The 12,323-nt window shown below is 72.1% G+C and carries 10 protein-coding genes; 7 read left to right on the top strand and 3 right to left on the bottom strand.

Translation table 11 applies throughout. The annotated features are described in order from the left end of the window. Positions 1–125 precede the first annotated feature (125 nt). Complete coding sequence (locus tag ACFWYM_RS32330) at positions 126–1,022, bottom strand: DMT family transporter (RefSeq protein ID WP_384845458.1); 897 nt, start codon at positions 1,020–1,022, stop codon at positions 126–128. Between the two features lie 219 nt (positions 1,023–1,241). On the opposite strand from ACFWYM_RS32330, the gene ACFWYM_RS32325 reads away from it, so the two are divergent. From ACFWYM_RS32325 to ACFWYM_RS32315, 3 genes are all read left to right on the top strand, one after another. Further along, positions 1,242–2,897 carry an FAD-binding dehydrogenase gene (locus ACFWYM_RS32325; protein ID WP_384845456.1) on the top strand — a complete coding sequence of 552 codons (1,656 nt, stop codon included), beginning with the start codon at positions 1,242–1,244 and terminating at the stop codon, positions 2,895–2,897. A 197-nt stretch (positions 2,898–3,094) separates the two neighbouring features. Continuing rightward, the gene (locus tag ACFWYM_RS32320) at positions 3,095–3,760 is read left to right on the top strand and encodes a molybdopterin-dependent oxidoreductase (protein ID WP_384845575.1); all 666 of its coding nucleotides are present in this window, start codon (positions 3,095–3,097) and stop codon (positions 3,758–3,760) included. Further along, positions 3,744–4,370: a cytochrome b/b6 domain-containing protein gene (locus ACFWYM_RS32315; RefSeq protein WP_384845454.1), complete on the top strand. Its 627-nt coding sequence runs from the start codon at positions 3,744–3,746 to the stop codon at positions 4,368–4,370. Before ACFWYM_RS32320 ends, ACFWYM_RS32315 begins: the two co-directional genes overlap by 17 nt. On the opposite strand, the gene ACFWYM_RS32310 is transcribed toward ACFWYM_RS32315, so the two are convergent. Together ACFWYM_RS32310 and ACFWYM_RS32305 are read right to left on the bottom strand one after the other, a co-directional pair. Next, entirely contained in the window at positions 4,367–5,764 is a 1,398-nt protein-coding gene (locus ACFWYM_RS32310) for a gluconate:H+ symporter (RefSeq protein ID WP_384845452.1), read from the bottom strand. The genes ACFWYM_RS32315 and ACFWYM_RS32310 overlap by 4 nt on opposite strands. A gap of 50 nt (positions 5,765–5,814) precedes the next feature. Further along, the gene (locus tag ACFWYM_RS32305) at positions 5,815–6,330 is read right to left on the bottom strand and encodes a gluconokinase (protein WP_384845450.1); all 516 of its coding nucleotides are present in this window, start codon (positions 6,328–6,330) and stop codon (positions 5,815–5,817) included. Between the two features lie 132 nt (positions 6,331–6,462). Here ACFWYM_RS32305 and ACFWYM_RS32300 point away from each other — a divergent pair, with 132 nt between their 5' ends. From ACFWYM_RS32300 to ACFWYM_RS32285, 4 genes are all read left to right on the top strand, one after another. After that, positions 6,463–7,164, top strand: coding sequence for a FadR/GntR family transcriptional regulator (locus tag ACFWYM_RS32300; protein WP_384845448.1), 702 nt, complete (start codon positions 6,463–6,465; stop codon positions 7,162–7,164). A 59-nt stretch (positions 7,165–7,223) separates the two neighbouring features. Next, entirely contained in the window at positions 7,224–7,643 is a 420-nt protein-coding gene (locus ACFWYM_RS32295; protein ID WP_384845446.1) for a YchJ family protein, read from the top strand. 326 nt (positions 7,644–7,969) lie between these two features. After that, positions 7,970–10,867, top strand: a complete 2,898-nt coding sequence (locus ACFWYM_RS32290) for a peroxidase family protein (RefSeq protein ID WP_384845444.1) — start codon at positions 7,970–7,972, stop codon at positions 10,865–10,867. Further along, entirely contained in the window at positions 10,854–12,269 is a 1,416-nt protein-coding gene (locus tag ACFWYM_RS32285) for a hypothetical protein (RefSeq protein ID WP_384845442.1), read from the top strand. The genes ACFWYM_RS32290 and ACFWYM_RS32285 overlap by 14 nt, the downstream gene beginning before the upstream one ends. Positions 12,270–12,323: the final 54 nt, after the last annotated feature.

Here is a 12,323-nt window from a genome sequence, read left to right as displayed (position 1 = left end):
CCCGCCATTAGTATTGCGGCCGCCACCAGCCCGTCCGGCGATTGAGGACGAGGCCGTTCAGGCGGATCGGGGGCGAGGGGCGCAGCCCCAGGACGGGTGCCCCACCACAAGGGCAGGCGTCAGAGCTAAGGCCGCCCTGCCCCCACCGGCACCCGACCCCCCTGCCGGGAGGCATCCGGCATCGCGGGATGCAGCCCCAACAGCACCACCCCCACCACCACCCCCGCCAACCCCACGACCTCCCACGCCAACGCCCCCGCGTCGGTCCGCAGCCGGTCCCCGAGGAACCCCACCCCACAAGCGATCCCCGCCAACGGCTGCGCGGCGGTGAGCGCGGGCAGCGACATCCGCAGCGGCCCCGTCTCGAAAGCGCTCTGCACCAGCACGAGCCCGGTCACACCGAGGGCGAGCACCCCGTACGGCTGCCACCCCGTGAGGAGCGTGACCCAGCCGCCGTCCGAGAGCCGCTGCCCGCTGACCCGGGTGAGGGCGTCCTGCAGCCCGTACAGCAGCCCCGCCGCCACCGCGAGCAGCACCGGCGCCGCGCTCAGCCGGGACTTCTTCGCGTACGCCGTGAGCAGCAGCGCACCGCCCGCCATCACCCCGACGATCACCCAGTGCCGTACCGGATCGGAGACGGCCGTGCCGCCCTTCGGCTCGCCCGCGACGATGAACGCGGTGACCCCGCCCGCGAGCAGCGCGAGCCCCGCCCAGCCCTGCCGGCCGAGCGGCTGTTTCGTCTGGCGCCGCGACAGGACGAGGGCGAACAGCAGGTTCGTCGCGAGCAGCGGCTCGACCAGCGACACCTCGCCCTGCCCGAGCGCGATCGCGCCGAGCACCATCCCGGCCACCATCAGCCCGATCCCGCCGAGCCAGCGCGGCACCCGCACCAGGTCGAGCAGCAGCCGCGGCGAGAGGAAGTCGCCCAGCGGGGCCCGCTCGGCGGCGTTCTGCTGGAGCACGAATCCGACGCCCAGACAGCAGGCCGCGCCGACGGCGAGGGTGAGAACCAGAACCGACACGTCGGGTACCTCGAGAGTCAAGGCGGGCCAGCGGAGGGGTACTTGGGCGGGTACCTGGCCGACGATAGCGCCCTCGGCGCCACCCCGCCGCGCGAGTGCCCCGAACGAGCCGGTTCACGAAGCGGTCCACGAGCCGGTTGACGTCCGCCCCTCCGGTACCCAGGATCTGACCCACCAGTAACCATTCCCCACGGACCAGCAACCGGAGGCGCGGAGCCCATGGCGTACGACGCAGATGTGATCGTGATCGGGGCGGGGCTCGCCGGGCTCGCGGCGACCGCGGAGCTCGTCGACGCGGGCCGGCGCGTGATCCTCCTGGACCAGGAACCGGAACAGAGCATCGGGGGCCAGGCGCACTGGTCGTTCGGCGGTCTCTTCTTCGTCGACTCGCCCGAGCAGCGCCGCCTGCGCATCAGGGACAGCCACGCCCTCGCCCTCCAGGACTGGCTGGGCACGGCCGCCTTCGACCGGCCCGAGGACCACTGGCCGCGCAAGTGGGCGGAGGCGTACGTGGACTTCGCGGCGGGCGAGAAGCGGTCCTGGCTGCACGGCCAGGGCGTGCGCTTCTTCCCGGTCGTCGGCTGGGCGGAGCGCGGCGGCTACGACGCGCAGGGCCACGGCAACTCGGTGCCGCGCTTCCACATCACCTGGGGGACCGGGCCCGGCCTGCTCGAACCCTTTGTGCGGCGGGTGCGGGAAGGCGTGGCGCGCGGCCTCGTCCAGCTCAGGTTCCGGCACCGCGTCACCGGGCTCGGGCGCAGCGCGGGCGCCGTCGACACCGTCAGCGGCGACGTCCTGGAGCCCTCGGACGTGGAGCGGGGCAAGGCCAGCAGCCGCGAGGTGACGGGCTCCTTCGAGTTCACGGCCCAGGCCGTGATCGTCACGTCCGGCGGTATCGGCGGCAACCACGAACTCGTCCGCGCCAACTGGCCGGAGCGGCTCGGCACCCCGCCGGAGCGGATGGTCTCCGGGGTGCCCGCGCACGTCGACGGCAAAATGCTCGGCATCGCCGAGGGCGCCGGGGCGCACCTCATCAACCGCGACCGCATGTGGCACTACACCGAGGGCATCCAGAACTGGAACCCCATCTGGGACAACCACGGCATCCGCATCCTGCCCGGCCCCTCCTCGCTCTGGCTGGACGCGCGCGGCAACCGCCTCCCGGTGCCGCTCTTCCCCGGCTTCGACACGCTCGGCACCCTCGAACACATCATGCGCACCGGGTACGAGTACACGTGGTTCGTGCTCAACCAGCGCATCATCGGCAAGGAGTTCACGCTCAGCGGCAGCGAGCAGAACCCCGATCTGACCGGCAAGTCGGTGCGCGGCGTCATCGACCGGGCGCGCGCCGACGTCCCGGGCCCCGTCAAGGCGTTCATGGAGAACGGCGTCGACTTCGTGGTGGAGAAGGACCTGACCTCCCTGGTGCGCGGCATGAACGCGCTCACCAAGGAGCCGCTCATCGAGGAGGCCGGGCTGCGCCGCACCCTCGCCGCCCGCGACCGCGAGATCGCCAACCCCTTCACCAAGGACCTCCAGGTCACGGCGATCCGGGGCGCCCGCAAGTTCCTCGGCGACCGCCTCATCCGGGCCGCGGCCCCGCACCGCATCCTGGACCCGAAGGCGGGCCCGCTCATCGCCGTACGCCTGAACATCCTCACCCGCAAGACCCTCGGCGGCCTCGAAACCGACCTGTCCTCAAGGGTGTTGACCGAGGGCGGCGACCCGCTGGAGGGCGTGTACGCGGCAGGGGAGGCGGCCGGTTTCGGCGGCGGCGGAGTGCACGGCTACCGCTCCCTGGAGGGCACGTTCCTCGGCGGTTGCCTGTTCTCCGGGCGTACGGCGGGACGGGCGGCGGCGAAGGCGGTGAGCTGAGCCGCGCGCGGGGTCGCCATGCCCTCGCGAAGGCATCGCGAGGGCATCGCGAGGTATGACGAAACGCTGACGCCTCCCCGCGGCCCCTGGCAGGCGACGGCGCCAGGTGCTCGAATCGAGAGGTGACCACTGAACGACCCGCCGAACGACCCGCCGACGGAGGCGGCGCCCCCGTCGGCCGCCGCCTCGTCCTCGGCATGCTCGGCCTCGGCGCCCTGGGCGTCGCGGCCGCGCCCCCGCTCCAGCGCGGCCTGGAGTCCTTCCTCGGCGCCGCCTCCGACAAGGACCCCACCGGCCTCACCGACCTGCTGCCCAACGGCGGCGGCTTCCGCTACTACTCGGTGGCGGCGTCGGTCCCGCACAAGAGCGAGGCGTCGTACACGCTGAAAGTCGACGGACTGGTGGACCACTCGACCACCTACACCCTCGCCGACCTCCGCGCCCAGCCCCAGACCCGCCTCGTACGGGACGTCCAGTGCGTGACGGGCTGGCGGGTCCCGCACACCCCCTTCGAGGGCGTGCGCCTCTCCCACCTCCTGGACGCGGCGGGCGTGCGCCCCGGCGCCCGGGCCGTCCGCTTCACCTGCTTCGACGGCACGTACAGCGAGAGCCTCACGCTCAGACAGGCCCGCCGCGCCGACGTGTTGGTGGCCCTGCGGATGCAGGACAAGGACCTGCCCCACTCCCACGGCGGCCCCGTCCGCCTCTACGTCGCCCCCATGTACTTCTACAAATCCGCGAAGTGGCTCTCCGGCATCACCCTCACCGACGAGGTGGAGCGGGGCTACTGGGAGCACCGCGGCTACGACGTGGACGCCTGGGTGGGCCGGTCGAACGGACGCGACGATGCCCCTACGCAGTGACGTGAGCGCACAACTGTCGCACCGGGTACGGAGGTTCACCCGCGCCGAGCGCTGGGTGCACCGCGCGACGGCCACGCTCATGGCGGTCTGCGTGGCGAGCGCGGCCTGCCTCTACCTGCCCCAGCTCGCCCAACTGGTGGGCCGCAGAGCCCTGGTGGTGACGATCCACGAGTGGTCGGGCCTCCTCCTGCCGGCCCCCTTCCTCCTGGGCCTGGCCTCCCGCGCCTTCCGCGGCGACCTCCGCCTCCTCAACCGCTACGGCCCCCACGACTGGCAGTGGCTGCGTCGCAGGGGCCGGGGCCGGGCGGGCAAGTTCAACGCGGGCCAGAAGCTGTACGCGGCGTGGCTGGCGGGCGCGGTCCTGGTGATGCTGGGCACGGGCCTGCTGATGTGGTTCACCCACCTCACCCCGCTGGTGTGGCGCACGAGCAGCACCTTCGTCCACGACTGGCTGGCCCTGACCCTGGGGGTGGTGATCGCGGGCCACGTGGGGATGGCGGTGCGGGACCCTGAGGCGAGGAGGGGGATGCGGACGGGGCGGGTGGACCCCGAATGGGCTGCCAGGGAGCACGAGTTGTGGCTCCCTGACAGCGAACGAGGGGCGTCCTAGATGACCAACGACAGCAACAGCACCAGCCCCCCGGCCACCACCGAGATGATCGTCTCCATGACGGACCACGTCTTCACGGTCTGCCCGACGCTCAGCCCGAAGTACTCCTTCACGAGCCAGAACCCGGCGTCGTTCACATGGCTGAAGAACAGCGACCCGGCCCCGATCGCGAGCACCAGCAGCGCGAGATGCGTATCGGTCATCCCCGCGGCGAGCGGCGCCACAAGCCCCGCGGCGGAGACGGTCGCCACCGTCGCGGACCCCGTCGCCAGCCGGATCACGACAGCGATCAGCCACGCCAGCAACAATGTGGGGATCGACCAGTCCTTGGAGATGTCCAGGACCATCTGCCCCACACCGGAGTCGATCAGCGTCTGCTTGAACCCGCCACCGGCACCGACGATCAGCAGCACACCCGCGATCGGCGCGAGCGACTTCTCGACGGTCGACTGCAGCCGCCCCTTCGAGAACCCGGCGGCCCGCCCCAGGGTGAACATGCCCACCACGACCGCCGCGAGCAGCGCGATCAGCGGCGACCCGACGACGTCGAAGACACGCTGGACGCTGTCCTTGGGGTCGTCGACGACGATGTCGACCAGCGCCTTGGAGAGCATCATGACGACCGGCAGCAGAATGGTCGCCACCGAGGCCCCGAAGCTCGGCCGCTTCTCCAGCTCCTCCGAGGCCCGCGCCGGAATCATCCGGTCGGGCGCGGGCACGTCCACCCACCGCGCGGCGAACTTCGAGAAGACCGGCCCCGCGATGATCACCGTGGGGATGGCGACCAGCACACCAAGGGCCAGCGTGATCCCCAGGTTGGCGTGGACCGCGTCGATCGCGACGAGCGGGCCGGGGTGCGGCGGGATGAGCCCGTGCATCACGGACAGACCGGCGAGCGCCGGGATGCCGATCCGCATCAGCGAGTAGTTGCCGCGCCGGGCGACCATCAGGACGACCGGGATCAGCAGCACGATGCCGACCTCGAAGAAGAGCGGAAGCCCGATGACGCTGGCGATGAGGACCATCGCCCACGGCATGGCCCGCCCGCTGGCCCGCGCCAGGATCGTGTCGACGATCTGGTCCGCGCCGCCCGAGTCCGCGAGCAGCTTGCCGAGGATCGCGCCGAGCGCGATGAGGACGCCCACACCGGCGACGGTCGAGCCGAGCCCGGTCGTGAAGCTGGCGATGGCCTTGTCGAGCGGGGCGCCCGCGAACGCGCCGAGCGCGAGGGAGCCGATGGTCAGCGCCAGAAAGGCGTGGACCTTGAACTTCGTGATGAGCAGGACGATGACGGCGATGCCCGCGAGGACGGCGATCCCGAGCTGGGCATGGCCCGCGGAGGTGATCGGCTCGACGGCGTCCGCTGCCAGCATCTCGACGCTGAGATGGGTCACGGTCTTTTCCTTGTACGAGGGGGTGGGTTGCTGTGCGGGGAGGGGAGAGCTCAGCCGAGCCGGGCGAGAGCCTCGAAGGCCCGGTCGGCGATCTCTTCGGGGGAGCCCGAGACGTCGACGTCGACGCCCGCCTCGTCGGGCCCGAGCGGCTGCAACGTGGCGAACTGCGAGTCCAGGAGCGCCGTCGGCATGAAGTGCCCCTGACGGTGCGCCATCCGGTCCTCGATGAGCTTCCGGTCACCGGTGAGGTGGACGAAGACGAGGCTGCCGGGCGCGGCCGCCCGCAGCCGGTCGCGGTAGCCGCGCTTCAGCGCCGAGCTGCTGACGACCCCGCCGAGCCCGGCGGCGGCACGGCCGTGCGCCCAGGCGCCGATGGCGTCGAGCCAGGGCCAGCGGTCCTCGTCGGTCAGCGGTGTCCCGGCCGACATCTTGGCGATGTTCGCCGGGGGGTGGAAGTCGTCGCCCTCGGCGTACGGAACGCCGAGCCGGGTCGCGAGCAGGGGGCCGATCGTGGTCTTGCCGGTTCCTGCCACGCCCATCACCACGACGACGTGGGGGGTGCTCATCGCTGCTGCCTCGCTGTCTTCGTCGACATCGCTGTTCGCCTCACTGAAACCCATTAGGTCAGACGAATTCAAGCCTCTGTGACGTAAAAGTCTGACTTATTGCTGAGGGGTGTCTCCTCGTAGGCTGACTCCATGACCGCTCAGGCCCGTGGCCTCCACGCCCGCGTACTGGAATCGCTCGGGCCCGCCATCACCGCGGGTGAGTACCCGCCCGGCAGCGTGCTGCGCACCGACGAGCTGGCCCAGCGCTTCGAGGTCTCGCGCTCGGTCATGCGGGAGGCCGTACGGGTCCTGGAGTCCATGCGCCTGGTCGAGTCGCGGCGCCGCGTCGGCGTCACCGTACGGCCGCTGGAGCAGTGGAACGTGTACGACCCGCAGGTCATCCGGTGGCGTCTCGCGGGCGTCGACCGCCCGCGCCAGCTGCGCTCGCTGACCGTCCTGCGCTCGGCCATCGAACCGGTCGCCGCCGGACTCGCCGCCGTCAACGCCACCGCCGAGCAGTGCGCCGAGCTCACCGAGTGCGCCCTCGGCATGGTCGCCCACTCGCGCGGCCACCAGCTGGAGGGCTACCTCGAGCACGACGTCGCCTTCCACCGGGTCATCCTCACCGCCTCGGGCAACGAGATGTTCGCGCGGCTCGGGGACGTCGTCGCCGAGGTCCTCACCGGCCGCACCGAGCACCAGGTGATGTTCGAGGACCCGGACCCGCCGGCCGTGACCCTGCACGTCCGGGTCGCCGAGGCGGTGCGCGAGCGGGACGCCGCGCGCGCGGAGGCACTGACACGGGAGATCGCGGTGGGCGCGCTCCAGGAGCTGGACGTGCTCGCGCCGTAGCCGTAGCCGTAGCCCTGGCCGAAGTCATCGGCCGAAGGTGCTTCGGGGACAATGGCCGCATGGCCCGACGCAGCACCAGCAGCCCCCGCACCGCCCGCCCCACCACCTGCCCCTGCGGCGCCCCCGCCCCGTACGAGAAGTGCTGCGGCCCCCTCCACCGGGGCGAGGCCGCGGCCGCCGGCCCCGAGCAGCTCATGCGCTCCCGCTACAGCGCCTTCGAGAAGCGCGACGAGGCGTATCTGCTGCGCACCTGGCACCCCCGGACCCGCCCGCCCCGCATCGACTTCGACCCGGCGATGCGCTGGGTCGGCCTGGAGATCCTGGACACCACCGACGGCACGGCCTTCCACGCCACGGGCACCGTGACCTTCCGGGCCCGCTACACCGACGGCGGCCGCCCGGACGCGCTGCACGAGCGGAGCACCTTCGAGCGGGTCGACGGCGCCTGGGTGTACGTGGACGGCACCTTCATCGACTGACTCGAGCCAGGCGGACCGTCCGGGTGCCGCTCCGTCAACCACCCGCTACGCGTGGTGAGTTGGGCCGACGCAACCCGGCCATCCGGCGACGGGCGCTCCTGGGGCTGCTGAGCAACCGGGGGCCGTACGGGTCGAACACCGGATCACCGCCCCGGGCCCGCCCGCGCCCGAGGCCCCGCCGACGGGCCCAAATGCCGTCGTACGCAGGTGAGTCGAGGTCCGGGGCACCGGTGGACACATAGGCGGGAACCGTCGCTGCGGGGGCCCGCGGGCGCCAGTAGCGTCGCTGCCCCGTCCCGTACGCATCCGTACGAAGGAAGCGCCCGATGGCCGACACCGAGCAGACCCCGCAGACCGCGCAGAACGAACAGACCCACGAGCGCTACGTGGGCGGCAGCCCGGAAACGGAGCGGAAGATCTTCCTGCGCCTGGCGCGGGAGCTGATGAAGGTCCAGGCGAAGAACCGCAGCGGCAAGACGCACCTCGCCCGCACCTTCCACGCCAAGGCCGCCCTCGGCGTGGAGAACGCGCGCCTGCGCTTCCACGACGAGCTGCCCGACGCCCTGCGCACCGGCTACGCCCGGCCCGGCGCCGAGTACCAGGCCACCGTGCGGCTCTCCAACGCGAGCGGCATCGCGCAGCCCGACGGCACCCCCGACCTGCGCGGCGCCGCCGTCCGCGTCGCCGTCTCGGCCGAGGAGAGCCACGACCTGCTCGCCACCAACCACCCGGTCTCGCACGCGCGCGACGCCCGCGAGTTCGTGGCCTTCGCCAAGGCCATGGCGGGCGCCCGCACCCCCGTACAGAAGGCGTTCGGGCTCTTTGTGAAGCTGCCGTTCGCCGTCGGCCTCACCGCCGCGACCCGGATGCGCCGCAATGTGCAGGCCGCCGCCCGGCACACCGTGAGCAGCCTCGCGGGGGAGACGTACTACAGCCGGGGCGCGGTGCTGTGGGGCGACGCCGGGCCCGTGCGCTTCCTGCTGCGCCCGGCCGCCGGGGCCGCCGCGGCCAAGGCGGGCGACGCCGACCGGCACGACCCGGACTTCCTCCGCCGCGACCTGGCCCGCCGCCTCGCCACCACCGACGTCGGCTTCGAGCTGTGCCTGCAGCGCTACGTCGACGACCGGCGCACCCCCGTCGAGAACGGCGCCGTCGAGTGGAAGGAGGCCGTCACCCCGCCCGTGCCCGTCGCCCGGCTCACCATCCCGAGCCAGGACCTGACCACCGCCGAGGCCCGCGCGGCCGCCCAGCGCGTCGAGGAGCTGAGCTTCAACCCCTGGTACACCACCGACGACTTCCGCCCCCTCGGCAACCTCAACCGGGCCCGGAAGACCGCGTACGAGGCGAGCGCCGCGCACCGGGGCGGTCTGCGCTTCCTCACCCCCGAACCGCTGCGCAACCGGATCCTCGGCCCCCCGGTGGGCGCCGCCTTCGACGCCCTCAACCGCGTCGTCCCGTGGCACAAACTGCCCCTGGACGCGGCCCTGTTGAACCTGGTCTTCCTGCGCAAGGCGCTGCGCCGCCTCAACCTCATCGACACCGACGTGCACGAGGCGCCCCCGAAGGCGGGCCCCGTCCCGGCCCCCGTCGCCGAGGAACTGCGCACGGCACGGTCGTACGACGGCACGTACAACGACCTGTCCGAGCCGCGCATGGGCTCCGTCGGCGCGGCCTTCGGGCGCAACCTGGAGCCCGACTACCGGCCCGAGCTCTTCGACACCCCGAACCCGGTCACCGTCAGCCGCAGGCTGCTGTACCGCGACACCTTCGTGCCCGCCACCAGCCTCAACATCCTGGCCGCCGCCTGGATCCAGTTCCAGGTCCACGACTGGGTCAACCACCGCCGCTACAAGACCGGCGAGCGCGCCGTCGAGGTCCCCATGCCGCCCGGCTCCACCTGGCACAACACGCCGGGCGGCCCCGAGGAGGCCGTGATGCGGTTCGCCGAGAACGAGGGCATCCCGCTCCCGGCCGGCCGGCCGCCGATCCTCTTCGGCAACTCCGCCTCGCACTGGTGGGACGGCTCCGAGGTGTACGGGGCCGACGAGCACACCGCGCGGTTCCTGCGCGAGCCGGACGGCGGCGCCAAACTCCGCCTGGACGAGGGGTACTTGCCCGGTGGCCCCGGCGGCATCCCGCTCACCGGCTTCAACGAGAGCTGGTGGCTCGGCCTCGGCGCCATGCACACCCTCTTCGCCCGCGAGCACAACGCGGTCTGCGACGCGCTGCACCACGAGTACCCGACGATGAGCCAGGAGCGGATCTACCACACGGCGCGCCTCGTGGTCTCCGCCCTCATCGCCAAGATCCACACGGTGGAGTGGACCCCCGCGATCCTCGCCACCGAGGCCCTCGACGTCGGCATGCACACCAACTGGCAGGGCCCGCCCGACAAGTGGCTGTCCAAGCTCGGCCTCTGGCTCCTGGAGGCGCACTCCCTCACCGGCATCCCGAAGACACTGCCCGACCACCACGGAACGCCGTACTCCCTCACCGAGGACTTCGTCACCGTCTACCGCATGCACCCGCTGATCCCCGACGACTTCGAGATGCACGAGCACCACTTCGGGCAGCGCCTGGAGACCCTCGGCTTCATGGACATCCAGGGCGCCGCCGCCGAGGCCGCGATCCGCAAGACGGGCCTCGCGGACACGCTCTACTCCTTCGGCATCGCCCACCCCGGCGCGATCACGCTGCACAACTTCCCGCGCGCACTCCAGCAGTTCGAGCGCGACGGCGAGATCATCGACCTCTCGGTCGTGGACCTGGTGCGCACCCGGCGCCGCGGCGTGCCCCGCTACAACGACTTCCGGGCCGGCCTGCACAAGCAGCGCCTGCGCAGCTTCGAGGACCTCACCCGGGAACCGGAGACCCTCGCCCGCCTGAAGGACGTCTACCGCTCGGTCGACGAGATCGACACGGTGGTGGGCCTGTTCGCGGAGAACCCGCCCACCGGCTTCGGCTTCAGCGACACCGCGTTCCGCATCTTCATCCTCATGGCGACCCGGCGCCTGCAGAGCGACCGCTTCCTGACCGTCGACTACCGCCCGGAGATCTACACCCCGCTCGGCATCGACTGGGTCGAGAAGGGCGGCATGAACTCGGTGATCGCGCGCCACTGCCCGGACCTCGCGGGGCTGCTGCCGCGCGGCGCGACCGCCTTCGCGCCCTGGCGCCAGGTGCCGCCGACGAAGGAGACCGGAGCGGACCGTGGCACCGGCTGACGGGACCTCGGCCGCTGCTGAAGGGGCGGGCCTCGACGACCTCCTGGCCCGCCCCCTGCTCCGGACGGTCTGGCGCCGCCGCACCCACCGCGTGAGCCGCGGCGCCAACGTCCCCGCGGGGTCGATGAGTTACCGCTCGCCCCACGAGCCGAAGCCGCTGAGCGACCTCGAAGAGGCCGTCCTGATCGCCCTCACCGGCTGCACCGGGCTGACCATGCCCGACCGCCCCTTCGAGGACCCCCGCGACGGCAAGCCCATCATGGCCAAGCCCAACCTGACGATGTACGGGCGCACGGCGGGCAGCCCCGACAACGCGCAGGGCACCCACTTCTTCATGATCAACGACACCGGCACGTACTACCTGCGCAAGCTCCCGCCCGCTCCCGGCGAACCCTTGACTGCGGACGCCCTCGTGGCCCGCGCGGCCGAGTCCAAGGTCCGCGTCCTGGACCACCGCCTCGACGTCGCGGAGGGCATGCGCGACTTCCCGGCCTACCTGGACTCGAACCGCTTCCTGTCCAACCTCCCCGGAACCACCGTCTTCTTCCCGGTGGTCGACCTCTCCCACCAGTACATCAACGCCCTGATGTACCTCCTCACCCAGCCCGACGGCGCCCGCCCCGCCTTCGTCGACGACCGCAACCTCTACCGCCCGGCGGGCGTGAGGAAGTGGCTCCGCAACGGCTTCCTCAACCCCGCCCTGAAGCTCCCGCTCGGCGCCCTCGGCCCCATGCGCACCCAGATCGAGGCGGACCTCCTCCTGCAGAACCTCATGCTGGTGGCGGACGCCATGGGCCTCGGCGCCTGGATCCACGCCACCCTCAACCCCCAAGTCGCCCTGGGCGACCCGAAGTTCTCGCGCGCCTACGGCCGCATGCTCGGCTTCACGTTCGTCACCCCGCGCTGGCGCCTGGCCGACCTGTGGCGCTGGCACGTCCCGCTGCCCAAGTACGCGACGCTGCGCTCCCACCCGGTGGGCCTCACCTCCCGGGACGGCGAGCCGCTCATCACGGCGGCCTGCCCGCCCGCGTACAAGACCATGACGGACGCCGTGGACGCCGTCGTCCGCGCCAAGTTCGGCCCCGGCGGCACCTACGGCGACAAGGACGTCTTCGCCCGCATCTACAAGGAGGACTACGGCCAGCGCTACCTCGCCGAGGCCAGCGAGTACGACGAGCGGGTGGTGGAGTGCGCGCGTGACGTCTGCGCCTACATCCACGCCACCCACGGCCGCTTCCCCGCCCACACGGACGCGATCCACGTCCCCGGCGTCTGGCTCCAGGCCCACCACGTGGAGGAGGAGTACTACGACCGCTTCTTCACGACGGGCCTGACGGAAGCGCACCGGGGGCACGCGGGGCGCTGGCACACCGACGGCTCGTCACCCCCTTCTCCCTCGTAACCCCCTCCCACCTGCGTCGTTGATCGACACTGACTCGATCAGGCCAGGCGGAAG

The sequence above is a fragment of the Streptomyces sp. NPDC059009 genome, assembly GCF_042740175.1.
Classification (GTDB): domain Bacteria; phylum Actinomycetota; class Actinomycetes; order Streptomycetales; family Streptomycetaceae; genus Streptomyces.
The sequence above is the reverse complement of the archived record's forward strand: the minus strand, read 5'-3'. Positions and strand labels throughout refer to the sequence as shown.

Bases quoted from the DNA above. Each gene is read 5' to 3' on its own strand.
- ACFWYM_RS32315 (WP_384845454.1), top strand. From the start codon at position 3,744: ATGCCCCTACGCAGTGACGTGAGCGCACAACTGTCGCACCGGGTACGG.
- ACFWYM_RS32300 (WP_384845448.1), top strand. From the start codon at position 6,463: ATGACCGCTCAGGCCCGTGGCCTCCACGCCCGCGTACTGGAATCGCTC.
- ACFWYM_RS32305 (WP_384845450.1), bottom strand. From the start codon at position 6,330: ATGAGCACCCCCCACGTCGTCGTGGTGATGGGCGTGGCAGGAACCGGC.
- ACFWYM_RS32290 (WP_384845444.1), top strand. From the start codon at position 7,970: ATGGCCGACACCGAGCAGACCCCGCAGACCGCGCAGAACGAACAGACC.
- ACFWYM_RS32320 (WP_384845575.1), top strand. From the start codon at position 3,095: ATGCTCGGCCTCGGCGCCCTGGGCGTCGCGGCCGCGCCCCCGCTCCAG.
- ACFWYM_RS32325 (WP_384845456.1), top strand. From the start codon at position 1,242: ATGGCGTACGACGCAGATGTGATCGTGATCGGGGCGGGGCTCGCCGGG.
- ACFWYM_RS32295 (WP_384845446.1), top strand. From the start codon at position 7,224: ATGGCCCGACGCAGCACCAGCAGCCCCCGCACCGCCCGCCCCACCACC.